Origin of the sequence: Yersinia hibernica, from assembly GCF_004124235.1 — a bacterium.
In the GTDB taxonomy this organism is placed as follows: domain Bacteria; phylum Pseudomonadota; class Gammaproteobacteria; order Enterobacterales; family Enterobacteriaceae; genus Yersinia; species Yersinia hibernica.
Genome location: NZ_CP032487.1, coordinates 1,984,904 through 2,009,800, shown reverse-complemented (window position 1 = coordinate 2,009,800; position 24,897 = coordinate 1,984,904). Strand labels below are relative to the sequence as shown.

Genomic DNA, 24,897 nt, shown 5'->3' with positions numbered 1-24,897 from the left:
GCCGGAAAGCCATTTCTGTTATAGAAAAGACTCCCGGCTGATTGAGAGGGTTAATTATCCACGGTCTGTCGATGGAACAATTCACGAAACACAGGATAGATATCTTCTGGCTCCCGAATATGTTGCATGGCAAAATTTTCGTACTTAGCTTGTAAATCTTCATATTCCCGCCACAGTGTCTGATGGGCTCGGCGGGTTATTTCAATGTAGCTGTAGTAGCGCACGACTGGCAGGATTTTTTTCGCCAGTAATTCATGGCAGAGCGGCGAGTCATCAGCCCAGTTATCACCATCCGAGGCTTGCGCCGCATAGATATTCCATTGTGCCGGGTCATAGCGCTCTTGCACCACTTCATCCATGAGTTTCAGCGCACTGGACACAATCGTCCCGCCGGTTTCTTGCGAATAGAAAAACTCCTGTTCATCCACTTCTTTGGCTTGCGTGTGGTGGCGGATATACACCACATCAACATTTTTATAAGTACGGCTCAGGAACAGGTACAGCAAAATATAAAATCGTTTTGCCATATCCTTAGTGGCTTGGTCCATGGAGCCAGAGACGTCCATCAGGCAGAACATCACCGCCTGACTTGAAGGTTCTGGACGGCGTTCATAATTTTTATAACGTAAATCGAAGGTATCGATAAAAGGTACCCGAGCAATTTTTTGCTTTAACTCGGCAATAGCTTTACGGACGCGCTCTTCTTCCAGCAATTGCGCCGGTTCTGAGTTTTCCAGTATTTTGAGTGTTTCTTCCAGCTCACGTAGTTCACGGCGTTTACTGGCGGTCATGGCAGTACGGCGAGCCAGTGAGTTTTGCAGTGACCGAACAACACTGATATTGGCTGGCACACCATTTGAGGTATAACCCGCACGATGGGTTTTAAACTCAGTCAGTTGTTTATATTGATTTTTCTTCAGATTCGGCAGCGCCAGATCTTCAAATAGCAAATCAAGGTATTCATCTTTGGAGATCTGAAAGACAAATTCATCCTCGCCTTCACCATCTTGGCCAGCATTTCCTTGGCCGCTCCCACCGCCACCGCCACCACCTTGAGGGCGCTCTACTCGGTCATTGGTGACAAAATGGTCATTACCGGGGTGCACCCGATGGCGCAAGCCCCCCCGGCCCTGATGGAACATCGGCTCATTGATGTCATCAATTGGTATCGAGACTGATTCACCACTCTCAATATCAGTTACCGACCTTTTATTGATAGCATCGGAAATTGATTGCTTAATTTGCGACTTATAGCGGCGTAAAAAGCGCTGGCGATTGACCATGCTTTTATTCTTGCCGTTGAGTCGTCGGTCAATAAAGTAGCCCATAGCTCCCCCAGCCCCTGCATCTTTCACGTCGTTGCTGTGTTGGCCGCCTTAACTCCCCGAGAACTTAGCGGATTAAGTTCCCGGGGGATCAGGTTATGATGATTTTCTTACCCGCAAATACCATTCACATAACAAACGAACCTGTTTACGGGTATAGCCTTTCTCCATCATCCGATCGACAAAATCATCATGTTTCTTCTGCTCATCCGTTGAGGTCTTGGCGTTAAAGGAGATAACGGGCAATAACTCTTCAGTGTTGGAAAACATTTTTTTCTCAATAACCGTGCGCAGCTTCTCATAACTGGTCCAGTTTGGATTGCGGCCATTGTTATTGGCTCTGGCGCGCAACACAAAATTGACGATTTCATTACGGAAGTCTTTCGGGTTGCTGATACCCGCGGGTTTTTCAATTTTCTCCAGTTCAGCATTCAATGATTCACGGTCAAACAATTGCCCGGTATCTGGGTCACGATACTCTTGGTCTTGAATCCAGAAATCGGCATAAATAACATAGCGGTCGAAAATATTCTGGCCGTACTCAGAGTAGGATTCCAGATAGGCAGTCTGAATTTCTTTGCCGATAAATTCGGCATATTTCGGGATCAGATAGCCTTTCAGGTGTTCGAGGTATTTCTCCGCCACATCTTGTTGAAATTGCTCACGTTCTATCTGCTGTTCCAGCACGTAGAAGAGGTGCACAGGGTTGGCAGCCACTTCTGCATGGTCAAAGTTAAACACCCGTGACAGGATTTTAAAGGCAAAACGGGTAGAAAGGCCGTTCATACCCTCGTCAACCCCGGCATAGTCGCGATACTCTTGATAAGACTTGGCTTTCGGGTCAGTGTCTTTCAGACTTTCACCGTCATACACCCGCATTTTGGAGTAAATGCTGGAGTTTTCCGGCTCTTTCATTCTGGAAAGAATAGAGAACCGCGCCAGTGTTTCCAAGGTGCCAGGGGCGCATGGCGCATGAGTTAATTCACTGTGATTCAATAGCTTGTCGTAAATTTTGATCTCTTCTGAGACCCGTAAGCAATAAGGCACTTTGACAATGTACACCCGGTCAAGAAATGCTTCATTGTTCTTGTTATTACGGAAAGTGACCCATTCTGATTCATTAGAGTGGGCGAGAATGATGCCGCTGAACGGCAGGGCAGATATCCCCTCGGTGCCGTTGTAGTTTCCTTCCTGGGTGGCGGTCAGCAGTGGATGCAGCACCTTAATAGGCGCTTTGAACATCTCTACGAACTCCATAATCCCTTGGTTTGCACGGCATAATGCCCCTGAATAGCCATAAGCATCGGGGTCATTCTGGGCGTGGTTTTCCAGTTTACGGATATCAACTTTACCGACCAGTGCGGAGATATCCTGATTGTTTTCATCACCGGGCTCGGTTTTCGCAATCGCTATCTGCTCAAGAATAGAGGGCCAGACTTTGATGACTTTAAATTTGGTGATATCGCCGCCAAATTCATGCAGACGTTTGGCCGCCCATGGCGACATGATTGTGCCGAGATAGCGGCTCGGGATGCTATATTCTTTGGCTAAAATCGCCGCATCTTCCTGCGGGTTAAATAAGCACAATGGGTGGTCATTGACCGGGCTGCGTTCACCATTGGCACTTAAAATATAGATAGGCACCCGTTGCATCAGGGCTTTTAGACGTTCGGCCAGTGATGATTTACCGCCGCCGACCGGGCCGAGTAAATACAGGATCTGTTTCTTCTCTTCTAGCCCTTGCGCGGCATGTTTGAGGTAAGAAACAATCTGTTCTATGGCTTCCTCCATACCATAGAATTCTTCAAAAGCAGGGTAGCGGGCGATAACTCGGTTGGAGAACAACCGAGACATGCGGGACTCGAGCGCGGTATCGACCATGACAGGTTCACCAATAGCCATCAGCAAACGTTCAGCCGCATTAGCATACGCGCTGCGATCTTGCTGACAGATAGTGAGGAACTCCTGCAGTGTGAACTCTTCGTCCTTGGCAGCCTCATAGCGCTGGCGATAGTGATCAAATATGTTCATAGCGATGCCCGTCCTGTTTGAATGGTTGGGAACATAAAATAATAGTAGCGCTTTATTGGGTTAAAATTTTGAAACTACTACCTTATTGTTATGGTCGCGTCTCTCATAAAGGTCAAGTTGACATTAACCACAGATTTGCCACCCTCAGTACAATAACCAACCATTATTTGGCAATTAAATCTATTTTTTATTTCATTTATAGTGTTTTATATAGAATTAATGATGATTATCTATTTGAATATCTTGTTATTTTATTGTAATCAAATCTACGTAAATTTTTAGGTTGTTAATTTATGGTTTATCGGAGATAAATTGTACGGAGCACAGTCATATTGGGCCGGGATGTGTAAAGATTTCGCCACGGACAAGCAATTGATTTACACTAAGTTAACTAATGATTTTGTTACCAAAGGGATTTATCCGTGAAAAAACATGACATAAAAACAAAGCAAGGCAAAACACTGGCGGTATTGGCGATAGCGAGTGCAGTTTGTATGCCGACGGCGATGGCTGGAACATGGTCTATCGGGGCATCAGCATTAGTGAGTCCTGACCCATATCGTGGCAAGAATGACCGTGTTTACCCGGTGCCTATTGTTTCTTATGAGAGCGATAACTTCTATTTCCGCACCTTGGCCGCAGGTTATTATCTGTGGAAAGATGATAGCAACCGCTTATCGATTGATGCCTATTATTTGCCACTGCACTTTACACCGGGTGACAGTGATGACCAGCAGATGAAGCAGTTGGATAAACGCCGCAGTACCATGATGGCCGGGATGTCTTATTCTCATATTGAGGATTGGGGGACTATCCGTGCCATGTTCTCCGGTGACATTCTGGATAACAGTGGCGGTTTTATCGGTGATCTGGCCTATCTTTACCGCTTTAATGTTGATAGTTGGACGTTAACACCGGGGGCAGGTGTTAGCTGGAACAGTGGTGATCAAAACAGCTATTACTACGGGGTGAGCAGCGGTGAGTCAGCACGTAGTGGTCTGTCGCAGTATAGCCCGAATGATAGCTGGTCACCGTATCTGGAGTTGACCGCTAACTACAATATCAATCCAAACTGGAATGCTTTCTTTACTGGCCGCTATATTCACCTAGCAAATGAAGTGAAGAATAGCCCGATGGTCGATGCATCCTGGACGGGAGTATTGTGGACTGGGGTCACTTACACTTTCCGTTAATTCATCGAGCGCCGTACCTGAACACTAAAAATGGGGCTTAAAGCCCCATTTTTTATTGCAATGCCCGCTGCTATTGGGAATTTTTACGGCTACGAATGGTCATGGCGAGGCGTGCAGGGGCATCGGGAGTCGCCACCAACGGTTTATTTACCCGCGCAGTTTCTACGCAAACCATCGTCTTATAGCCATCATTTGGCATATCCACCATGCTGCTGGACAGCTCAGCACCTGGATTCCAAGCCACCACATCACTTTGATGATGATGATGTACTTCAATGGTGCGCTTCAGTGCGGCATCTTTTATCAGGCTATAAGCTTCTGGCTGTGTGTAGATTCGGTCAGTCTGGCCATTAAAGACCAAGTCGCCTTGTTGGGTGGCATCCGCAACTTTCAGCACTTTATCTAAGTATTTCCCGCCCAAGCCGCTGATTCTAATTTGGTTTATATCGCCAATCTGGAAGTAGGTATGTAAAGCTGCCACGGCTTCGTAATCACCATGTGATTCTAATTCCATTTCACATTCATCGCCTAACTTGAAGCGGGCAATCAACGTGAATGGATGCGGCCAGAATTTACGTGATGCATCGCTGTCTTCCAATGTGAAAGTGAGGATAACCCCATGCTCATTTTCATCATGGGCGCTGAGAGTCCATGGCAGCAAACGAGCAAACCCATGGGAGGGTTGTGCTGAGGGGCCAAACCACGGCCAGCAGATAGGCACACCGCCACGAATAGCGACGCCGTCTTTAAATGGCGTGTTATTACTCAACCAGATGATAGGTTGCTCACCACTCGGCTGGAATGCCAGTAAATGAGCACCTTGCAAGCTGACCGCGGCACGAACTTTCGGGTGGGAAACGACCACAATCGGCAGTTCATCTAACTGGCGCTGGCTGATGTAAGGCGAAATTTGTTCAACAACAGGTAGGGTGAATACTTTCTCGTTCATTCGTTTGGCCTTATGGGAAAGGGGCTAGAGATCCATTGAACTTCAGTCTTTCGATAATATCACAGGCTTGATATCTTGCAGCAAGTCGGCGATAAAGTAGTAGTGAATCATTGATATTGCGCAATTTTTTTATCGTGATGAGATAGGCGGGCGGGGGAGTTTATCCGTAACAGATAATAAAAAAGCCACCCGAGGGTGGCCTTTGGCAGACATCGACATCAATCCATTATTTGGAGATGTGAGAGATCAGATCCAGAACTTTGTTTGAGTAGCCAGTTTCGTTATCGTACCAAGAAACCAGTTTTACAAAGTTGTCATTCAGCGCGATACCTGCTTTAGCATCGAATACTGAAGTCAGTTTTTCGCCGTTGAAATCGGTAGAAACAACGTCGTCTTCGGTGTAACCCAGAACGCCTTTCAGCTCGCCTTCTGAAGCAGCTTTGATAGCGGCACAGATTTCTTTATAAGAAGCTGGTTTTTCCAGACGTGCAGTCAGGTCAACAACAGAAACGTTAGGGGTAGGAACGCGGAACGCCATACCGGTCAGTTTGCCGTTCAGTTCTGGGATAACTTTACCCACGGCTTTAGCCGCACCGGTAGAAGAAGGGATGATGTTCTGGGATGCGCCGCGGCCGCCGCGCCAGTCTTTGTGAGACGGGCCATCAACAGTTTTCTGAGTTGCGGTGGTTGCATGCACAGTGGTCATCAGCGCTTCAACGATACCGAACTTGTCGTTGATAACTTTAGCCAGTGGAGCCAAGCAGTTAGTGGTGCAAGAAGCGTTAGAAACGATTTCTTGGCCAGCGTAAGCCTTGTGGTTAACGCCCATAACGAACATTGGGGTATCATCTTTAGAAGGACCAGTCAGAACCACTTTCTTAGCACCTGCAGCGATGTGCTTACGTGCAGTTTCGTCAGTCAGGAACAGGCCAGTTGCTTCAGCAACAACATCGACGTTAACTTCATTCCACTTCAGGTTAGCCGGATCTCTCTCTGCGGTAACACGGATGGTTTTACCGTTAACAACCAGGTGGCCGTCTTTTACTTCTACAGTACCGTCGAAACGACCGTGGGTAGAGTCGTATTTCAGCATGTACGCCATGTAGTCAGCGTCCAACAGGTCGTTGATTGCAACGATCTCGATGTCAGAACGTTCCTGAGCAGCACGGAAAACAATGCGACCGATACGGCCAAAACCGTTGATACCTACTTTGATAGTCATATATTCCACCAGCTATTTGTTAGTGAATAAAAGGTTGGTTGTAAAATTACAAAAACCTTACCGAGCGTCAAGCGGAATCGTGTCAATTATTGCTACAAATCAAACCAAGGCCGGTAGATCGAACATTAATCACGCGTTTCCAGATACGATTAGCCTCATTTTTATATTGGGGCGAATTATTCAGTTTAAAGTGAGAATCAGTAAGATTTGCGATTTTTATCACATTTATACTGTTGCCGCTTTGATGGCATACAGTTTAGGACAATTTTAACTGCTTTGTTGTTAATTTTTTGTTATTATTAGACGTTGTTTTCGTTGACTTTATTCCCTGCCAGAGAACCGCACAAATGGCTAAAGAACCAAACCCTACAGAAAATATTGAGAAACTGTCCGATATTCAGCGGCATGTCACCCAACAGCGGGGGACAGAAGCCCCTTTTAGTGGCAAATTACTGCATAATAAACGCGAGGGTGTTTATCAATGCTTGTGCTGCCACCAGCCGCTATTTATCTCCGAATCAAAGTTTGATTCCGGTTGTGGTTGGCCGAGTTTCTACCAGCCGCTTGATGCCGAGTCTATCCGCTATATTGATGATTATTCTCACAATATGCACCGCATTGAAATTCGCTGCGGCAACTGTGATGCGCATCTAGGGCATGTGTTCCCGGATGGCCCGCAGCCCACCGGCGAGCGCTATTGCGTGAACTCGGCATCACTCAATTTTGTTGATGACCAGAATGGCGAACAAACTGCGGGCTAACCGCTGTTTATCACCGCCATTTTACTGATGAAAAATCGATTCAGCTTATTATTCGTTTACTGAGGATGCTCTGATGGAGCTTGAAGACCTGATTTCAGTGATGACGCCCGAAATTTACCAGCGTTTGATGCAAGCGGTGGAACTCGGTAAATGGCCAGATGGTGTGGCTCTGACAGCGGAACAGAAAGACAATAGCTTGCAAATGGTGATGTTGTGGCAGGCGCGACATAATGAGGATGCTCAGCATATGAGCATTGGTAGCGATGGTCAGATAGTCATGAAAACTAAGCAAGAGTTGAAGCAGCAATTCAGTCAGCCGACTTTGGTCAAGTTAAAGCCTGAGTAAGTGCAAATGCCAGTCACACCGACGGCACAAAAAACGGAGCCAGTGAGGCTCCGCTGATATTTATTTTTGCTGAGTTAGCGGGCGCTAAGTTGCTGTATTTCGGCTATAAATTGCGCCAGTGACTGTATGCTTGCCCCGGACTGACTCATGACTTTAAGGGCCTGCTGGCTATCTTGCGGCTGTAGGTTAACTCCCCGGCAGCCATCACTGATGACGGATGTTTTATAATCTAGAGCTAATGCATCCAATACGGTGTATTTCACACAGTAATCCGTTGCCAACCCCATAATGAACAAATGCTCGATTCCCTGCTGGCGTAACCAACCATCCAGTGAAGTTTTTGCCCGTCGGCCATTGTCGAAAAAGGCGCTATAGCTATCGATATCCGGGTCTTGGCCTTTGCGGAAAATTTGGCTTATTGCCGCCTGTGTTAACTCGGGATGAAATTGGGCACCGGTTTTATCTTGCACACAGTGCACCGGCCACCACACCTGGGTTAACCCCTCTAATTCGCCGACAGTCCACGGTTCAGCCTGTGAGTTTATGGCAAAACTGCGATGTTCAGCAGGATGCCAATCTTGGCTGGCGATGACCGGTATTTTGTGAGTCACACAGGCTTCAATGGCCTGATTAGCAATGGCAATCACCGCGTCACCTTCGGTCACCGCCAGCGCCCCCCCGGGGCAGAAATCATTTTGTAAATCAATTAAGAGCAGTGCTGCGTTCATTCACATGCCACCCGGTCAGTTAGTTTCGCTGAGTTCACCGCGCAGGTTTTGTTGCATCAAGCGGCGAATGTCTTCAGGAGATAAGCATTGGCTTAGTAAATAATGCAGCTTTGTCAGCGCCGCCTCTACCGTCATATCAAAGCCACTGATAACCCCGGCGTGCGCCAAGGCATTTCCAGTTGCGTACCCCTCCATATTGACGCTACCAGAAATACATTGTGTCAGATTGACCACCACAATTCCGCGCTCGCTGGCATTTTTTAACTCATCCAGTAACTCTGCTTTTTGTGGTGCATTGCCCACCCCATAGGAGCGCAAAATAAGCGCTTTGACCGGTTGCAGCAGGAAATTACGCACCACCGCCCCGGATATACCCGGATAAATAGTGACCACGCCAATAGGTTGAGGTGTGATGCTATGAACTATCAATGGGCCATTGTTGATGGGGGATGCAACCGAAACCACCCGACGGATGTGGATACCGGCTTCTAGCAGCACGGAGAGGTTCGGTGAGGCGAATGCATCAAACCCGTCAGCATGGGCTTTGGTGGTGCGGTTGCCGCGAAACAGTTTGTTATTAAAGAATAAACTGACTTCATTCACCGGATGATTAGCCGCTAAATACAGGGCATTCAGCAAGTTGGTCTGCCCGTCAGAGCGTAATTCTGCCAAGGGAATTTGTGAGCCGGTGACAATCACCGGCTTGGCCAGATTTTCTAACATGAAAGAAAGGGCGGAGGCGGTGAAGGCCATGGTGTCGGTGCCGTGCAAAATCACAAAACCATCGTATAAATCGTAATTTTGCTGAATATCATTGGCAATATGCTGCCAGTCCTCCGGTGTCATATCCGAGGAATCAATTAATGGAGCATATTCATGGATAGTAAAATCTGGCATTTCGGGCCGATGGAACTCAGGCATGAGCGCAAGCTGGCGCTGAAGATGGCCGGAAACAGGAATATATCCATTATCCGAGCGCTGCATACCAATAGTCCCGCCGGTATAGGCGACATAAATAGATTTCTTTTGCATGAGTCATTTGCCTGGAAAATCGTACGCAATCAGATGAGTGGATTATAAGGGGACTGGCGAGGAAAAAAAGCCCGGCAGATGCCGGGCGGAGTATTTATCTGCAATTTAAGACACTAACTAGCGCACATCACCACAGTTTAGGCATAAAGCATAACTATTCTGTGGGTCATTGAGGGTGTTTAATAAGTTTGGTTGATCTTTTACGGCGTGCGCCAAAGCAGAAATTGGCGCTGGCAACCAGGCTTGGATAGCCGCAGGTAACATCGCCTGAACTGACGCACTCATCTGGCCGAAAATTAAATCACTGAGACTCGGTTCATCAACAAACCAATTTAATTGCCACGTTTTCAGTTGCGCCAACTCAGCGACTTTCTTAACGGCATCATCAAAATCACCCAGTTGATCCACTAAACCATTATTTTTGGCATCACTACCAATCCACACATGGCCTTGCGCGATTTGATCAACTTGCTCAGGTGTTTTGTGGCGCGAGCTCGCGACCAGGTCAATAAAGGTTTTATAGCCATTCTCAATATTGATTTGCATCAGCTGAGAGAATTCAGGTGGTAAATCCTTAGTGACTGACACATTCGCCAGTGGCGAGGTTGCCACACCGTCGGTATGGACACCAATGCTCTCCAGTGAGTTTTGGAAAGTATTAATCACGCCGAAAATACCTATCGAGCCCGTCAGGGTGCTAGGGTTGGCAATGATATAATTGGCCGGGGTTGAGATCCAATAGCCGCCAGAGGCTGCCATACCGCCCATCGAGACGACCAAGGGTTTATTGGCGGCGCGTAATGCGGTTAATTCAGAGCGAATCAGTTCAGAAGCGCTAACACTGCCACCTGGGCTGTTGACTCGCAAGATAACGGCTTTGACTTTCGGATCTAAACGCGCCTGACGAATTTGTGCCGCCAGCGCATCACCGCCAACATTCCCTGGGGTCTGTGGCCCATCCATAATTGCGCCGTTAGCAAACAGCACCGCTATCTGCTCACCTTGCTGCGGGGCGGGCGTTGGCTGATAATCATAAATACTGACAAAGTTGAAGTCATTATTCTTCTTATCCCAGCCAAAGGTTTTAACCAGCTCATTTTCCACATCCGGCCGAGCCGCTAATTGATCGACTAATTTGCTGGCCAGTGCATACTGCGCGGGAGAGCCGCCTGCTGCCTGCAATCCGCTGATAACCCCGGCAGCTCCTGGGAACAATTGCTCTGGCGTTAATTGCCGATTTGCCGACACGGCCGTGAGGTAATTTTGCCATAATCCGCCAATCCAACGGCTGTCGGCTTCGCGTGCCGCTGGCGACATATCATCACGAATCATCGGCTCCACCGCCGATTTATAGGTGCCAACGCGGAAGATATTGGTGGTGACTTTGAGTTTTTCCAACAATGATTTGTAGTACAGGTTATTGCTGGCAAAACCATGCAGATCAACCGCGCCTTGCGGTGACAGATAGATTTTGTTGGCAAAACTGGCTAAATAATATTGCGTCTGATTATAACTGTCGCCAATAGCATAAATTGGTTTACCGGTGTCGCGAAATTCCCGCAGCGCCTTACCAATATATTGCAAAGAGGGCTGATCAGCGCCGGTAAAGTCACTCAGTGATAGCACCAAACCAGTAATATTATTGTCGGTTTTTGCCAGACGAATGGTTTCTACAATATCAAACAGGGAGTTTTCCTGTAGGCGATTACTGGATGCCCCTAATAATTCACGCCCCAATTGACGCAACTTATTATTCACCGCCGGCTGATCGACCACGACCCCGCTTAAATTCACTAACAGCGCGCCTTTAACCGGTTCTGCCGGTCTGTTTTGGAACTGAAGGTAAATACCGACACCGACCAAAATCAGCAGTATCAGGAAAAGATTAAGAATAAACTCTCTGACAAAATTCAGCAGACGCCAGGTCCACTTGAAAAAGCCAGCAATAATTCGCCACAAAGTGCGCATGTTATCTCCAACAAAACCGGGCAAGTATCGTTATCCTAATGACCTGACGGACAAAAGTCAGCTTTAAATCACCGTGAAGTATAGCGAATAGGTCAACACTGGTAACAAAACGACAACTTATGCTACCGTGCTGAAAATAAAAATCGCTATCAGGAGAAAATGATGGATGCATTGCAACTGTTACTCAACCGGCGCTCGGCGTCGCGTTTAACTGCCCCAGCCCCGGCAGGCGAAGCATTGGAACACATTATCCACGCAGGAATGCGGGCTCCAGATCACGGCACCTTGCAGCCGTGGCGCTTTGTTTTAATTCAAGATGAGGGTCTTGAGCGCTTTAGCCAATTGCTACAGGATGCGGTGAAACATGATGGTTCTGATGAGGCGGTACTGGAAAAAGCGAAATTAGCCCCTTTCCGCGCCCCACTGATTATTGCTGTTATTGCGCATGTGACTGAAAATCCTAAAGTACCCAATTGGGAACAGGTTGTGTCTGCCGGTTGTGCGGTGCAGGCGATGCAGATGGCTGCTCTGGCGCAAGGTTTTAATGGTATCTGGCGCACCGGGTCTTGGACGCAACATCCTGTTGTTCGTCAGGGTTTTGCTTGCCGCGAAGCGGATGAAATTGTCGGCTTCCTGTACCTTGGCACCGCGCAATTGAAATCCGCGACCAAAGTGACGCCACCGGACTACACGACGTTTGTCCGCTATTTCTAACCGTTATAGCCTATTTATCACGCGATACGGCGCAGCCTGTGGCTTTTATCGGCAATAAGCTGCGTTTTCGCCCGCTTTGTGACCAACCTATCTGCCCAAACACCGCTCTCTACTTACTAAGCTAAGCTATAGGCGCTACCATAGACAGCTTGGATATTTGCCCTGTATGCATCATTGCTGACCAAATAGCTTACTTATTGATTGAACTGCTTATTACTGAACCATCAAACGGGAGAGTGTTATGACATCGCCAGCGATACGTCTTACTCAATACAGCCACGGAGCGGGTTGCGGTTGCAAAATTTCGCCCAAAGTATTGGATAAAATTTTACATTCGGAGCAACAAAAGTTTCTTGACCCGCGCCTGCTGGTGGGCAATGAGACCCGTGATGATGCCGCCGTTTATGATATTGGCAATGGGGTCGGTATTATCAGCACCACCGACTTTTTTATGCCGATCGTCGATGATCCCTTCGATTTCGGCCGCATTGCTGCCACGAATGCCATCAGTGATATTTATGCCATGGGCGGTAAACCTATTATGGCAATAGCCATTTTAGGTTGGCCAATTGACAAGTTGGCCCCTGAAGTTGCCCAGCAAGTGATTGAAGGCGGGCGCTATGTGTGCCAGCAGGCGGGTATTTCGTTGGCCGGTGGGCACTCTATTGATGCGCCGGAGCCTATTTTTGGTTTGGCGGTTACCGGTATTGTCGGCACTGAGCAGGTTAAGAAAAACAGCGCCGCAACCGCAGGTTGTAAGCTATTTCTCACCAAACCTTTGGGGATTGGCATTCTCACGACGGCAGAGAAAAAAAGTCAATTGCGGCCAGAACATCAAGGTATTGCGACTAACACCATGTGCCAGTTGAATAAATCTGGTGCTGATTTTGCCCATATCCCAGGGGTCACCGCCATGACGGATGTGACCGGTTTTGGTCTATTAGGGCATTTAAGTGAAATTTGTCAGGGATCGGGTGTTCAGGCAACATTACATTTTTCGGCTATTCCGCGCTTACCGGCAGTTGAAGAGTATATTGCCGCGGGTTGTGTGCCGGGAGGAACCGGGCGTAATTTTGACAGTTATGGCCATCTGATTGGCAAAATGTCTGATTTGCAAAAGAATTTACTCTGTGACCCGCAGACATCAGGGGGGTTACTGTTGGCGGTATTACCGCAAGCTGAGGCGCAAGTGCAGGAAATTGCAGCTCAACAGGGTATAACGCTCAGTGCGATTGGTGAGCTGAATGTGACGGATAACAGCCGCGCCTTGATTGAGATAACAGAATGACCTTTTCTTCTTTGACGTATTCGCGCGGTGAATGATGCGACTTTTTATTGCCGAAAAACCCAGTCTGGCGCGGGCGATAGCGGATATTTTACCAAAGCCGCATCGCCGGGGTGATGGATTCATTGCCTGCGGTAGTGACCAAATGGTGACTTGGTGTGTCGGCCACTTGTTAGAACAAGCCCAGCCTGATGCCTACGACAGCCGCTATGCGCGTTGGTCATTGGCTGATTTACCCATCATCCCTGAAAAATGGCAGTTGCAGCCGCGCCCTTCAGTCAGTAAACAATTGAATGTTATCAAGCAGTTGCTACAGCAAGCTGATGAAGTTATTCATGCGGGAGACCCAGACCGCGAAGGGCAGCTTTTGGTTGACGAAGTATTGGATTACCTCGATTTAGCCGCAGAAAAAAAGCAAAACGTACGGCGTTGCTTGATTAATGACTTAAACCCGCAGGCGGTGGAACGTGCGGTGGAGCGCTTGCGCTATAACCGCGAGTTTATCCCGCTTTGTGTCTCGGCCTTAGCGCGAGCCCGGGCCGATTGGCTGTATGGCATCAATATGACTCGCGCCTATACCATTCTTGGGCGCAATGCGGGCTATGACGGGGTGTTGTCGGTTGGCCGTGTCCAGACGCCAGTATTGGGGTTAGTGGTTCGCCGTGATGAAGAAATAGAAGATTTTGTTCCCAAAGATTTTTTTGAAGTTAAAGCCCATATTATTACGCCAGCTCAGGAGCGTTTTATTGCCCTATGGCAGCCGAGCGACTCTTGTGAATCTTATCAGGATGAAGAAGGGCGCTTGTTACATCGCCCACTGGCCGAACACGTGGTTACCCGCATCACCGGCCAGCCCGCCTTTGTCACCTCGTATAATGATAAACGGGAATCAGAAACCGCGCCATTGCCATTCTCGCTGTCAACTTTGCAGATTGAGGCGGCAAAACGATTCGGGCTGAGTGCCCAGCAAGTCCTGGATATTTGTCAGCGATTATATGAAACGCACAAATTGATTACGTATCCGCGCTCAGATTGCCGATACCTACCAGAAGAGCATTTTGCTGGGCGACACTCGGTGCTCAATGCTATCAGCATCCATCAGGCAGACCTTTTGCCGCTGGATGTGATGGACAGCGACCGGCGCAATCGTTGCTGGGATGACAAAAAGGTGGATGCCCACCACGCCATTATTCCGACGGCGCGAGCCAGCAAAGTGAATTTGACGGCGGATGAGAGCAAAGTTTATCGATTAGTGGCACAGCAATATCTGATGCAATTTTGTCCTGATGCGCAGTTCCGTAAGTGTGTGATTGAATTGGATATTGCGGGCGGTAAGTTTATTGCTAAAGCCCGTTTTCTGGCTGAAGCCGGTTGGCGCACCTTGCTCGGCAGTAAAGAGCGAGATGAGGAGAATGAGGGGGCACCCTTGCCGGTGGTTGCGAAGGGAGCGGAATTACTGTGTGAGCGCGGTGAAGTTGTGGAGCGCCAAACCCAGCCGCCACGCCCCTTTACCGATGCCAGTTTGTTATCTGCCATGACCGGTATTGCACGCTTTGTGCAAGATAAAGAGCTGAAGAAAGTATTGCGCGCCACTGATGGCTTAGGAACCGAAGCAACACGCGCCGGTATTATTGAGCTATTGTTCAAACGTACTTTTTTATTTAAAAAGGGTCGTTACATCCATGCAAGCCCGGCGGGAAGAGCATTAATACACGCACTACCGGATATCGCCGCTCGTCCAGATATGACGGCGCATTGGGAGTCGACGCTGACACAAATCAGCGAGAAAAACTGCCGCTATCAGGATTTTATGCAACCGCTGGTGGCGACATTGCAGGATTTAATCAGTCAGGCAAAACAGAATCGTTCGCCCCAGGTTTTCCGTGGGTTACCCGCCGCACCTGCTGGGGTGATAAAGAAACGTAAAAAAACCGTATCCAAAGCCAAGGAGAATAAATCATGAGAATATGGGTCATTCTGGGGGGGATCAGTTTTGCCACTCTTATTTCCGGTCAGGTTTTGGCCAACCGGAATAATGTGGATGTTGTTGTTCCTTTACCGCCTGAAATTTGGAATAACTCATCAAATCGCAATACTAACAATAATCCGTGCACACGTTGCTGTATTTACCAAAACCAGAATTATTCAGAAGGTGCTGTATTGCGGGTTGAGGGGGAGGTGTTACAGTGTGTGCGAGACCCCAATGTGATTGGAACTAATCCATTGATCTGGAAAAGATTAACTCGGTAATTGCTGACTATTTTTGGCGGATATAAGCATCCAATAATGGGATGTCAGCGGGGGCCAGTGGGTAATGATAAGCCTCCTCTGGCGTTAACCAAACCAGCGCAGAATGGCAATGCAAGATGGGCTCCCCACTGAAGCTTGCAACAAGCCATGCATGGAGCCGAATAGTGCATTGCGGTAAATCCCATTGATGAGTGGCGATATATCTACTCACTGTGGCATCAATATTTAATTCTTCGGCAAGCTCACGTACCAATGCTTGCGGCTGGCTCTCTCCCGCTTCGACTTTCCCGCCAGGAAATTCCCACAAACCCGCTTGGTCGCGATGGATATCGCGTTGCGCCAGTAAAATTTTGCCGTTTCGTTCAATAATTGCCGCGACGACATCGATCATTTTATATTTGCCTGATTAGCGTGAGTTATTTATTTTGTAAACAAAAAGCCCTATCAGTAAATAGGGCATATCAAAATCAGCAATAACTAAAGGGCAAACTCAGCCCATACCGGGGCGTGATCCGATGGTTTTTCCATGGCTCTAATGTCGTAATCAATTCCGGTAGAGATGCAGCGCGCGGCTAGCGGCTGGCTGGCCAGCAATAAATCTATGCGCAAACCTCTATTCTCATCAAAACCCCGTGACCGGTAATCAAACCACGAGAATTGGTTGTTGCCATCAGGATTAGCTGCACGGAATGTATCCACCAAGCCCCAATTTTGCAGGCGGGCGAGCCACTCCCGCTCTTCGGGCAGGAATGAACATTTCCCGGTACGCAACCAGCGCTTACGGCTATCTTCACCAATACCAATATCCAGGTCCGTTGGGCTGATATTTAAATCGCCCATAATCAGCACATGGGCATCAGCGCTAAGTTGTTGCTCTAAATACTGTTGCAAATCAGCATAAAAACGTTCTTTAGCCGGAAATTTTGTGGGGTGGTCACGGCTTTCTCCTTGCGGGAAATAACCATTTATAACGGTTAAAGGGCCATGGGGGGTGGCAATGTCGGCCATAATAATACGGCGCTGCGCACCTTCTTCATCAGTAGGGAAGCCACGTCGAATGGCCAAAGGTTCATTTTTGGTTAACAGCGCAACACCGTAATGGCCTTTTTGCCCATGATAAAAGACGTGATAACCATGCTGACTAACTTCTTCCAGAGGAAACATATCATCATGTACTTTTGTTTCCTGAAGTCCGATAACATCTGGCTGATGTTGTTCGATTATAGCCGCCAGTTGATGAGGTCGAGCACGTAGGCCATTGATATTAAAAGAGACAAACTTCATGGTCAGCACCGTATATTCACTAGAAATGACTCCGAATATTAGCAGATGCCAAGTAAAAATGTAATGCACAGTAAGAGAATAAGTAATAAATCATCATTAAAATAGATTATGAGAAACCATTTATAAAAAATAAAACTTTAAATTACTGTGGCAATATTATTTATCTGGAGTAAGGCGTTATTATTGTGTGAGATGTTGGATATAACTACCACTCCTTTAGATATTCTGCCCCCAATCATTTCTGTAGAATAGTGCCATTTTAATGCGCACAAGCTGATTTTATTTTTCACCATTAATGACATCATGAGTATCTATTGATGAACTTTATTTATTATCCAAATGAAAAATGGATTCTATCATATTCACTGTCGCCATAAATAATTAATTTTTTTTGATTTTATATAGATTAGCAGCGATTTTTGTTTTTTCATAATAAATAGTGTTAACTGATTTTGTAACATGAAGAATAAAAAATAGTTATTTAATATCATAGATCTACATTGATTTCTCTGTTAGAAATGTTTGTAATGTTAGAGTGGTAATAGGCAAAGTCTCCAAAACTTTGATTGCAAAAAATGCAACTTCACGTCGTTAGTGTCTACGCGACAATCATCTTTGATAATATATCTACGAATTACTCTAAATCCAATTGGTGTCTTTTATATTATATATTAAATAATATCTACAGTTAGCATTATATACGTAGGCATGCTTGTTTTTTTTCTGATAAATTTTTACGCAAAGCAAAGGATTGGTGAATTATGTTTCTATCTCGTAAGTTAGAGGCCTTTATGGCCGTCGTTGAAAATGGTTCGCTGAGTAAGGCTGCAAGAGTGATGAACAGAACCACGCCCCCCGTGGCAAAGTCTATAAAAGACTTTGAAAGCATAATAGGAAAAAAATTATTTAAACGAGAGAAGTTTGGCATGAGTTTAACGCGAGACGGAGAAGTTTTATATAATGATCTAAAAGATTTGTATCAGCAAGAAAAAGAAATAACCAAAAAACATCTTACCGGTCATGTTTCCAATGTCATCAATATTTATTACGACTGGGGGAAAAGTGAGAAATTAACAAAGTTATATAAAGTGGCAGAAAAGAATAATATTCAAGCTAATATAATAAAATTTTATTACGAAAATATTGATGAGATTGGAGATTATGATGGAAACTCAGGTCGTGACGCAAACTTAGTGTTGGTGTACTCTTTACCCTTTGGATGATTGATGGCAAAGATTGATGTGGTTTGTCCTCGCTGTTCTGAAACTCATGGGGTTATCCGAAACGGCCACTCCGGCTCAGGGGCGCAGCTCTATCGCTGTAACCAATGCCTGAAGACCTTCCAGCTCAGCTATCGCTACAACGGAGCTAAACCCGAAACCCATCAGGCCATCGTTGATATGGCGATGAACGGCTCCGGATGCCGCGATACAGCACGGGTTCTACGGATAAGCCTCAATACCGTTCTGCGTCATCTAAAAAACTTACGCCGCACCAGGTAGCGCAAAACGTAGAGCCTAGCGCAGAGGTGGTTATCTGCTGTGAAGCCGATGAGCAGTGGTCATATGTCCGCTGTAAAGGCAATCAACGCTGGCTGTTTTATGCCTATGACCGCATCCGAAAGCGCGTTATCGCCCATGTATTTGGCCCGCGAAATGCTTTGACATTAAAGCGTCTTCTGGTTTTGCTGAGCCAGTTTAGCATTGCCTTCTACATGACCGATGCCTGGCCGGTATACCGCACTTTATTGTCCTCAACCAGTCATGTTATCAGCAAGAAATACACCCAGAGGATAGAGCGACATAATCTGAACTTGCGAACCCATCTCAAACGGTTAGCCCGCAAGACTATCTGCTTCTCAAAATCAGAAGAAATGCACGATAAGATCATCGGATGGTATCTGACAATTAACCATTACCACTAAATCTGCGGCACGACCGAAACTCACTTATTCTTTCATCGGAAAGAATTAATAGTGACAGATTTATATTATTAAATGAGGTGCCAGATAGCGGCTTTGGCATTTATGGTAGAAAAGATATAATTAATGAGAGTCAAGATATCATAAATATTCTTCATAATAACACGTGGCTGTGTAATCCGACTTTATACAGAAGTCAATTCGTTAAGAATCTAGAAGAATCTGTTAAAAAACAACATAGTAAAGTAAGTGTACGGCAGGTTGATAACTTGGCTTGCTGTTTGGATTTTATCTATACTGGCCGCTATATCTGTATTACAGACTCTATTATGGATAATTTTAATGGTGACTCAAAGTTGGATTTTATAAACTTAACCAATTTTCAAGATGAAAATAAATTGTATTTCTACAAATCCAGATCTCATTCAAGTGTGTTAAATGGCTTAATAGATTATATCTATACCTTGGTGTAAATACGTCATATTAATCTCCTTTCGACGAGAATTATCTCCTTTCACGGAAGGGAATTTTTTTGACGGATTTTATATCAGAAAATTGAGGATATTATAAGATGATGGTGGTGGGGGAAGGATTCGAACCTTCGAAGTCGATGACGGCAGATTTACAGTCTGCTCCCTTTGGCCGCTCGGGAACCCCACCACTGATTTGTGGTTTTGATGCTTAAATACTGGCCGTATTGTGTAGTTCGCTGTTCATAAAGATGGTGGTGGGGGAAGGATTCGAACCTTCGAAGTCGATGACGGCAGATTTACAGTCTGCTCCCTTTGGCCGCTCGGGAACCCCACCACTGGCCTAACTGCTTAACAATACTGTTTTGGTAAGCGGGGCGCATCATATCAAATGAAGCGCCCCTGTAAAGACTTGAAATGAAAAAAATAATTTGTTCGGTGATTTTTTGTCCGTGACGATGATTATATGGACAAAAAATATCGATTTATTGTGAGCTTATAGAATAACAGTGCGATTGCCGTAAACAAAAACACGCTGCGCTAATACACGATAAAGTGCGCGGCTCAGTACATTCTTTTCTACATCACGCCCAGCCCGCATCATATCTTCGGCAGTATATGAGTGATCTACGTGAATCACGTCCTGCATAATGATTGGGCCCTCATCCAGACTGTCATTAACATAGTGCGCAGTCGCACCAATGATTTTCACGCCGCGTTCATAAGCTTGGTGATAGGGGCGTGCGCCAATAAATGCGGGCAAGAATGAATGGTGAATATTAATAATCTGATAGGGGAAGCGCTGCACAAAAGCGGGCGTCAGCACTCGCATATATTTAGCCAGCACCACATAGTCTGGCTGGTATTGTTCAATCTGTTCAATCAAACGTTGATCATGCTGGTCGCGGGTGAGCCCTTCATGGCTAATAAGATGGAAGGGAATATCAAAACGCTCAACTAAATTCTGTAATGCATCATGGTTGCCAATGACAGCCGCAATTTCAACATCCAGACCACCGTAGGCGCTTTTCATTAATAAGTCGCCAAGGCAATGTGCCTCTTTTGTCACCATAATGACAATGCGACGACGCCCGGCGGTATGTAATTCGCGGTTGGTCCCTTCTGGCAATGCATCATCCAGATCAGCCAGCAGGGTTGTGTCGTTGAAAATACCCTCAAGCTCTGTACGCATGAAAAAGCGACCGGTCAGATGATCAACGAATTCATTATTTTGCACAATATTCAGCTGGTGCTTGTAACAGATATTGGTGATCTTGGCGATTAAGCCTTTAGCATCAGGGCAAATAGTGCGTAACACTTTCTTTTGTACATTCTGGTGTGGCATAAGGTGGTAAATCCTGTCTTAACATGACTTGATGTGATGTAAATGTTCGATACTACGGGCGGTAAAAGGGCTATTTGACCATTAGCGCCCGCAGCATTTCTTATATTTTTTCCCCGAACCACATGGGCAGATATCATTTCGCCCCACCGATGGCCGGATTCCGTCAATATAGTACCAGTGTTCTTTTATACGAAGGAAGCGAGAACGCTCATGCATTGCGCTTATCTGGCTATTATTTGTATCAGTAAAACGGGCAATGAATTCAACAAAGGCTTCATCATCGCTCTCTCCCGCGACTTCAGCCAGTACAGTTAATCCGTGCCATGCCGTATGACTGAAACTCTGAATTATTCCTGCCCGCCAATCTTGTGCATTACAGTCGGGGTGCCAGGTCTTGATCAAGTAATCCACATTTTTTTTCACGTAGGCGCTATAGCGAGAACGCATCAATATTGCGGGTTTAGCCGCGATTTGGCGACCCAGAATATAAGGTTCGCAGCATTCGCGGTATTCAAGTGTGCTGCCACAAGGACACTGTTCTGCCAAAATTTCTCCAAATTATCAATATGCTGCGATATCTACGGATGGGTTGTTAGTTGTAGACCCGCACGTGAAAGTCTCAGGATGACGAGTATGGCGGTCTATATTACCTAATCAGGTGTTGAGGTTCAAAGCGGATAGCCATGTAAGAGAGATATGGTGATTAAAAGATTTGTGATGTACCTCACAAAAATACTTGACCACCGTTTCATTTTGGCGTAACTTATAACTGTGATGTGTATCACATAAAAATAAAGATATTTACAGGAGCAACCCATGAAACTGATTAACAAAGTTATCGCTATGTTCGAAAAAATGAGTGTCTCATTTGGTACCATCAACGGTTAATTATTTCATTATTAATCCGTAAATCTTCACAATATTCTGGATGAAATTCAGTTGATAGGTAATGGTACTGAACCTCACGAAAGGTCAGCAGTCACGTAACAGCATAAATGTAATTACTTGTTTCCGAATTTGTTATTATTAGTCAATATATCGCATTTTGATTTGTATGATCCTGAATATTTGCACTAAATAGCTACCTCTATGGTGGCTATTTTGCATTCTATGCGTTTTAAAAATAATAAAACTTAAATAATATGATTCATCAATTGGATGATGACTTACGGCGCATACTTTTTATGATTTTCTTAGTAGCCAGAATCTCATGATATGCTGCATATCCACACTCAGCGGGGCATATTTATAACGGCCAAAATGAGATATTAATGCAAAATCCAACCACTGTTATAGCGCGATGACTTCAGGTCAAAACACACCCACTCAAAAATAATTTCCTTTAAATTTAATGAACTGGCTTAGTTTAATTAGGCCGTCATCCGCAATGATTCAATCCGGTGGTTTAGCCCGCTAGATAGACAAAAACGCATTTAACTTCAGAGTACGATGTTTCCTGTAGTGCCCATAGTGCACCCCACAATACATTTCCCCATTTATAGAAGTAAAACAATATGTTATTTGGAGCAGATTCTCTATTATCTCAGCCGGATGACTTTGGGCAAGAGAATGCAGATGGGTACGCATATAAATGAGAGGTCAATGCAATAAACTCAGGAATAAACAGATCCATTTGGCATATTTCACTATTTATAGTATGTCCTTTCGGCTCCAGGCTATATCTTAGTCAGGAAATGTAAAATATTTGTATCAAAATACCAGGGGGGCAAATATTCACTATAGTTTTATCAGTCAGGCTGCAAAGTGATAAATATAACTTTTACTTTTTAGCCGCCGCCTACTGAGGCCAGGCAAATTGACTGTCAGTGTGAGATGTAACCTGTATTTGGTTTTTGTTGATGATGGAAAGTGCCGAACAGATCAGAAATGGATGAAACACAATGAGAAACAGTAAAGTTGGACTGGCACTGGGCGCTGGGGCGGCAAAAGGATGGGCGCATATCGGTGTCATTAACACGCTAAAAAAAATGGGTATAAAGGTTGATGTCGTTGCCGGATGTTCCGTGGGATCCTTAGTCGGTGCTGCTTATGCAAGTGACCACTTGGACGCCATGGAGCGCTGGGTAAGATCGTTTAAATACTGGGATGTCATCCGATTGATGGATGTTTCGTGGCGGCGGGGAGGGTTGTTGCGTGGCGAGCGCGTATTTAATGCTGTCAACGAACTCATTGAAGTAAAAGACATTGATGAGTGTGTATTGCCTTTCGGTGCGGTGGTGACAAATTTAACCACCGGGAGGGAGTTATGGTTTACAGAGGGGGATATCAAGCACGCTATTCGGGCTTCATGCAGTATGCCTGGGTTATTCTCACCTGTTTGGTTTGGGGGCTATTGGCTGGTTGATGGGGCTGTTGTTAATCCGGTTCCTGTCTCTTTGGCCAGAGCCATGGGCGCTGATATTGTTATCGCGGTTGATTTGCAACATGATGCGCATCTCATTCAACAAGATGTATTTTCTTCTCAACCACCTCTTGAAGCCAAGCTTACGGATCTATCTGATAGTTGGCATCGGCGTTTGAAGGTGCGGATAGCGGAGTTATCATCCAGCGCCACCAAAAATGCCCCTAGCGCGATGGAAATCATGTCTACCTCAATACAAGTGCTAGAAAATCGCTTAAAACGCAATCGGATGGCCGGTGATCCTCCTGATATCCTCATTCAGCCTTATTGCCCACAAATATCAATGTTGGATTTTCATCGTGCTGATGAGGCCATTGCAGCAGGACAATTGGCTGTGGAGAAGTGTGCGGAACAACTACGCCATCTGGCGGGGCGCAAATAGCGCCAGTAACTGTTTGTTAAACAGTACATAACAATTTCTGACAAGCACAAACAATCATTTTGAGCCACTATTACAGTTAAGGTTAGTAAGAGAAGCAGTGCATGGAAAAACCACTAGCAGGTAAAAATATTTTAGTCGTCGAGGATGAAGCCGTCTTTCGTGCAGTTAGCGCGGGATTCTTAGCTTCACTCGGTGCCACAGTTTACCAGGCAGAAAATGGACTGGAGGCTCTAGAACAGCTAAAAATTCAGGTTCCTGACCTGATACTGTGTGATTTGGCTATGCCAGTGATGGGCGGAATAGAGTTTGTAGAGTGTTTACTTATTCAAGGGGTGAAAATTCCAGTTCTGGTTATTTCAGCCACCGATAAAATGGCAGATATTGCTAAAGTCTTGCGTCTGGGGGTAAAAGACGTATTGCTCAAGCCGATTGTTGACTTAAATCGCTTGCGTGAAGCTGTGTTAGCTTGCCTTTATCCTGCATTGTTTACCTCCCATGCAATTGAAGAAAATGAACTTATTCAAGATTGGGAGGCACTGCGTCAGAACCCTTATGATGCCGCTCAGCTATTAAAACAGCTGCAACCCCCCGCACAGCAAACCATTGCCCATTGCCGTATAAATTATCGCCAGTTAACAATGGTGGAGAAACCTGGGTTAGTTCTGGATATTGCTGCATTATCAGATAAAGATTTAGCTTTTTATTGTCTGGATGTAACACGGGCGGGAGATAACGGTGTTTTGGCGGCACTACTGTTAAGAGTGCTATTTAACGGAATCTTGCAAGAGCATTTGGCGCATCAACAACATCGTTTGCCACAGATGTCATCATTACTTGAACAGGTTAATCAACTCTTAAGACGTACTCACCTAGAGGGGCAGTTTCCTCTACTTGTGGGTTATTACCATGTGGAACTGCAGAATTTAATACTGGTTTCCGCAGGCTTACATGCCAATGTCAATGCAGGTAAAAATCAGATTCAACTCAGTAATGGGGTACCTTTAGGCACATTAAAAACCACTCATTTAAATCAAATTAGCCAGCGCTGTGATGCATGGCAATGTCAGATTTGGGGGGGAGGGAGCCGTTTACGATTGATGCTTTCCGCCGATGAGGGGGTGATTCTGTGAGTTGATGATTACATAAGCGGCCTAATAAATTTACGCCTTGCCACATTTGTCTTCTGCAATATCTATTCTAATATAAATACTTCTATAACGAATCTTTGAAATAAGCCTAATTTGTTTCAATCGATGTGTATTGCCGAGA

At 45.8% G+C, this 24,897-nt stretch carries 21 protein-coding genes, 2 tRNA genes and 2 pseudogenes; 12 read left to right on the top strand and 13 right to left on the bottom strand.

The window, feature by feature from the left end; genetic code table 11:
* Positions 1-50: 50 nt before the first annotated feature.
* Both D5F51_RS09430 and yeaG read right to left on the bottom strand, forming a co-directional pair.
* Positions 51-1,328 carry a YeaH/YhbH family protein gene (locus tag D5F51_RS09430; RefSeq protein WP_129196347.1) on the bottom strand — a complete coding sequence of 426 codons (1,278 nt, stop codon included), beginning with the start codon at positions 1,326-1,328 and terminating at the stop codon, positions 51-53.
* A 93-nt stretch (positions 1,329-1,421) separates the two neighbouring features.
* Positions 1,422-3,356 carry a protein kinase YeaG gene (gene yeaG, locus D5F51_RS09425; protein WP_025378125.1) on the bottom strand — a complete coding sequence of 645 codons (1,935 nt, stop codon included), beginning with the start codon at positions 3,354-3,356 and terminating at the stop codon, positions 1,422-1,424.
* Positions 3,357-3,778: 422 nt separating this feature from the next.
* Here yeaG and D5F51_RS09415 point away from each other — a divergent pair, with 422 nt between their 5' ends.
* Positions 3,779-4,549, top strand: a complete 771-nt coding sequence (locus tag D5F51_RS09415; RefSeq protein ID WP_129196345.1) for a MipA/OmpV family protein — start codon at positions 3,779-3,781, stop codon at positions 4,547-4,549.
* A 70-nt stretch (positions 4,550-4,619) separates the two neighbouring features.
* Here D5F51_RS09415 and D5F51_RS09410 read toward each other — a convergent pair whose 3' ends face one another.
* A complete protein-coding gene (locus tag D5F51_RS09410; RefSeq protein ID WP_129196343.1) occupies positions 4,620-5,498 on the bottom strand; it encodes a D-hexose-6-phosphate mutarotase in 879 nt (292 codons plus the stop codon).
* A gap of 226 nt (positions 5,499-5,724) precedes the next feature.
* Positions 5,725-6,720, bottom strand: coding sequence for a glyceraldehyde-3-phosphate dehydrogenase (gene gapA / locus D5F51_RS09405; RefSeq protein ID WP_002224141.1), 996 nt, complete (start codon positions 6,718-6,720; stop codon positions 5,725-5,727).
* A 347-nt stretch (positions 6,721-7,067) separates the two neighbouring features.
* Here gapA and msrB point away from each other — a divergent pair, with 347 nt between their 5' ends.
* Positions 7,068-7,481, top strand: a complete 414-nt coding sequence (msrB, locus tag D5F51_RS09400; RefSeq protein WP_129196341.1) for a peptide-methionine (R)-S-oxide reductase MsrB — start codon at positions 7,068-7,070, stop codon at positions 7,479-7,481.
* A 73-nt stretch (positions 7,482-7,554) separates the two neighbouring features.
* Entirely contained in the window at positions 7,555-7,827 is a 273-nt protein-coding gene (locus tag D5F51_RS09395; protein WP_129196339.1) for a YeaC family protein, read from the top strand.
* Positions 7,828-7,901: 74 nt separating this feature from the next.
* Here D5F51_RS09395 and pncA read toward each other — a convergent pair whose 3' ends face one another.
* The 3 genes from pncA to sppA form a co-directional block, all read right to left on the bottom strand.
* A complete protein-coding gene (pncA, locus tag D5F51_RS09390; RefSeq protein ID WP_129196337.1) occupies positions 7,902-8,555 on the bottom strand; it encodes a bifunctional nicotinamidase/pyrazinamidase in 654 nt (217 codons plus the stop codon).
* Between the two features lie 15 nt (positions 8,556-8,570).
* A complete protein-coding gene (gene ansA / locus D5F51_RS09385; protein WP_025378129.1) occupies positions 8,571-9,587 on the bottom strand; it encodes an asparaginase in 1,017 nt (338 codons plus the stop codon).
* A gap of 117 nt (positions 9,588-9,704) precedes the next feature.
* Positions 9,705-11,555: a signal peptide peptidase SppA gene (gene sppA / locus D5F51_RS09380; protein ID WP_129196335.1), complete on the bottom strand. Its 1,851-nt coding sequence runs from the start codon at positions 11,553-11,555 to the stop codon at positions 9,705-9,707.
* 162 nt (positions 11,556-11,717) lie between these two features.
* On the opposite strand from sppA, the gene D5F51_RS09375 reads away from it, so the two are divergent.
* From D5F51_RS09375 to D5F51_RS09360, 4 genes are all read left to right on the top strand, one after another.
* Positions 11,718-12,269 (top strand): NAD(P)H nitroreductase, encoded by a 552-nt coding sequence (locus D5F51_RS09375; protein ID WP_129199290.1) that lies wholly within the window; start codon positions 11,718-11,720, stop codon positions 12,267-12,269.
* A 241-nt stretch (positions 12,270-12,510) separates the two neighbouring features.
* Positions 12,511-13,557: a selenide, water dikinase SelD gene (selD, locus tag D5F51_RS09370; protein ID WP_129196333.1), complete on the top strand. Its 1,047-nt coding sequence runs from the start codon at positions 12,511-12,513 to the stop codon at positions 13,555-13,557.
* Positions 13,558-13,591: 34 nt separating this feature from the next.
* Positions 13,592-15,517 carry a DNA topoisomerase III gene (locus D5F51_RS09365; protein WP_025378132.1) on the top strand — a complete coding sequence of 642 codons (1,926 nt, stop codon included), beginning with the start codon at positions 13,592-13,594 and terminating at the stop codon, positions 15,515-15,517.
* A complete protein-coding gene (locus tag D5F51_RS09360; protein ID WP_025378133.1) occupies positions 15,514-15,804 on the top strand; it encodes a DUF1496 domain-containing protein in 291 nt (96 codons plus the stop codon). Before D5F51_RS09365 ends, D5F51_RS09360 begins: the two co-directional genes overlap by 4 nt.
* 7 nt (positions 15,805-15,811) lie before the next feature.
* Here D5F51_RS09360 and D5F51_RS09355 read toward each other — a convergent pair whose 3' ends face one another.
* Positions 15,812-16,195, bottom strand: coding sequence for a pyrimidine (deoxy)nucleoside triphosphate diphosphatase (locus D5F51_RS09355; protein ID WP_129196331.1), 384 nt, complete (start codon positions 16,193-16,195; stop codon positions 15,812-15,814).
* A gap of 86 nt (positions 16,196-16,281) precedes the next feature.
* The gene (gene xthA / locus D5F51_RS09350; RefSeq protein ID WP_129196329.1) at positions 16,282-17,088 is read right to left on the bottom strand and encodes an exodeoxyribonuclease III; all 807 of its coding nucleotides are present in this window, start codon (positions 17,086-17,088) and stop codon (positions 16,282-16,284) included.
* 761 nt (positions 17,089-17,849) lie between these two features.
* Here xthA and ytxR point away from each other — a divergent pair.
* From ytxR to D5F51_RS09335, 3 genes and pseudogenes are all read left to right on the top strand, one after another.
* Positions 17,850-18,263, top strand: a pseudogene (gene ytxR / locus D5F51_RS09345) (LysR family transcriptional regulator YtxR); the annotation flags it as partial.
* 51 nt (positions 18,264-18,314) lie between these two features.
* Positions 18,315-19,012, top strand: a protein-coding gene (locus D5F51_RS09340) for an IS1 family transposase (protein WP_100273935.1) whose coding sequence is annotated in 2 segments (ribosomal slippage) — positions 18,315-18,573 and positions 18,573-19,012 — 699 coding nt in all. Because the reading frame shifts where the segments join, the coding sequence is not laid out codon by codon here.
* 8 nt (positions 19,013-19,020) lie between these two features.
* Positions 19,021-19,482, top strand: a pseudogene (locus D5F51_RS09335) (LysR family transcriptional regulator); the annotation flags it as partial.
* Positions 19,483-19,584: 102 nt separating this feature from the next.
* Here D5F51_RS09335 and D5F51_RS09330 read toward each other — a convergent pair.
* From D5F51_RS09330 to D5F51_RS09315, 4 genes are all read right to left on the bottom strand, one after another.
* Positions 19,585-19,669 (bottom strand) — tRNA-Tyr (locus tag D5F51_RS09330).
* Between the two features lie 62 nt (positions 19,670-19,731).
* A tRNA-Tyr gene (locus D5F51_RS09325) sits at positions 19,732-19,816 on the bottom strand.
* Positions 19,817-19,975: 159 nt separating this feature from the next.
* Positions 19,976-20,824 (bottom strand): formyltetrahydrofolate deformylase, encoded by an 849-nt coding sequence (gene purU / locus D5F51_RS09320; RefSeq protein WP_025378136.1) that lies wholly within the window; start codon positions 20,822-20,824, stop codon positions 19,976-19,978.
* Between the two features lie 81 nt (positions 20,825-20,905).
* Complete coding sequence (locus tag D5F51_RS09315; RefSeq protein ID WP_129196327.1) at positions 20,906-21,370, bottom strand: YchJ family protein; 465 nt, start codon at positions 21,368-21,370, stop codon at positions 20,906-20,908.
* Between the two features lie 1,355 nt (positions 21,371-22,725).
* On the opposite strand from D5F51_RS09315, the gene rssA reads away from it, so the two are divergent.
* Positions 22,726-23,628 (top strand): patatin-like phospholipase RssA, encoded by a 903-nt coding sequence (gene rssA / locus D5F51_RS09310; protein WP_087768206.1) that lies wholly within the window; start codon positions 22,726-22,728, stop codon positions 23,626-23,628.
* A gap of 101 nt (positions 23,629-23,729) precedes the next feature.
* Positions 23,730-24,758: a two-component system response regulator RssB gene (gene rssB, locus D5F51_RS09305; protein ID WP_129196325.1), complete on the top strand. Its 1,029-nt coding sequence runs from the start codon at positions 23,730-23,732 to the stop codon at positions 24,756-24,758.
* Positions 24,759-24,897: the final 139 nt, after the last annotated feature.

Coding starts and splice junctions, on each gene's coding strand:
- D5F51_RS09430 (WP_129196347.1), bottom strand. CDS start 1,328: ATGGGCTACTTTATTGACCGACGACTCAACGGCAAGAATAAAAGCATG.
- yeaG (WP_025378125.1), bottom strand. CDS start 3,356: ATGAACATATTTGATCACTATCGCCAGCGCTATGAGGCTGCCAAGGAC.
- D5F51_RS09410 (WP_129196343.1), bottom strand. CDS start 5,498: ATGAACGAGAAAGTATTCACCCTACCTGTTGTTGAACAAATTTCGCCT.
- gapA (WP_002224141.1), bottom strand. CDS start 6,720: ATGACTATCAAAGTAGGTATCAACGGTTTTGGCCGTATCGGTCGCATT.
- msrB (WP_129196341.1), top strand. CDS start 7,068: ATGGCTAAAGAACCAAACCCTACAGAAAATATTGAGAAACTGTCCGAT.
- D5F51_RS09395 (WP_129196339.1), top strand. CDS start 7,555: ATGGAGCTTGAAGACCTGATTTCAGTGATGACGCCCGAAATTTACCAG.
- pncA (WP_129196337.1), bottom strand. CDS start 8,555: ATGAACGCAGCACTGCTCTTAATTGATTTACAAAATGATTTCTGCCCC.
- ansA (WP_025378129.1), bottom strand. CDS start 9,587: ATGCAAAAGAAATCTATTTATGTCGCCTATACCGGCGGGACTATTGGT.
- sppA (WP_129196335.1), bottom strand. CDS start 11,555: ATGCGCACTTTGTGGCGAATTATTGCTGGCTTTTTCAAGTGGACCTGG.
- D5F51_RS09375 (WP_129199290.1), top strand. CDS start 11,718: ATGGATGCATTGCAACTGTTACTCAACCGGCGCTCGGCGTCGCGTTTA.
- selD (WP_129196333.1), top strand. CDS start 12,511: ATGACATCGCCAGCGATACGTCTTACTCAATACAGCCACGGAGCGGGT.
- D5F51_RS09365 (WP_025378132.1), top strand. CDS start 13,592: ATGCGACTTTTTATTGCCGAAAAACCCAGTCTGGCGCGGGCGATAGCG.
- D5F51_RS09360 (WP_025378133.1), top strand. CDS start 15,514: ATGAGAATATGGGTCATTCTGGGGGGGATCAGTTTTGCCACTCTTATT.
- D5F51_RS09355 (WP_129196331.1), bottom strand. CDS start 16,195: ATGATCGATGTCGTCGCGGCAATTATTGAACGAAACGGCAAAATTTTA.
- xthA (WP_129196329.1), bottom strand. CDS start 17,088: ATGAAGTTTGTCTCTTTTAATATCAATGGCCTACGTGCTCGACCTCAT.
- purU (WP_025378136.1), bottom strand. CDS start 20,824: ATGCCACACCAGAATGTACAAAAGAAAGTGTTACGCACTATTTGCCCT.
- rssA (WP_087768206.1), top strand. CDS start 22,726: ATGAGAAACAGTAAAGTTGGACTGGCACTGGGCGCTGGGGCGGCAAAA.
- rssB (WP_129196325.1), top strand. CDS start 23,730: ATGGAAAAACCACTAGCAGGTAAAAATATTTTAGTCGTCGAGGATGAA.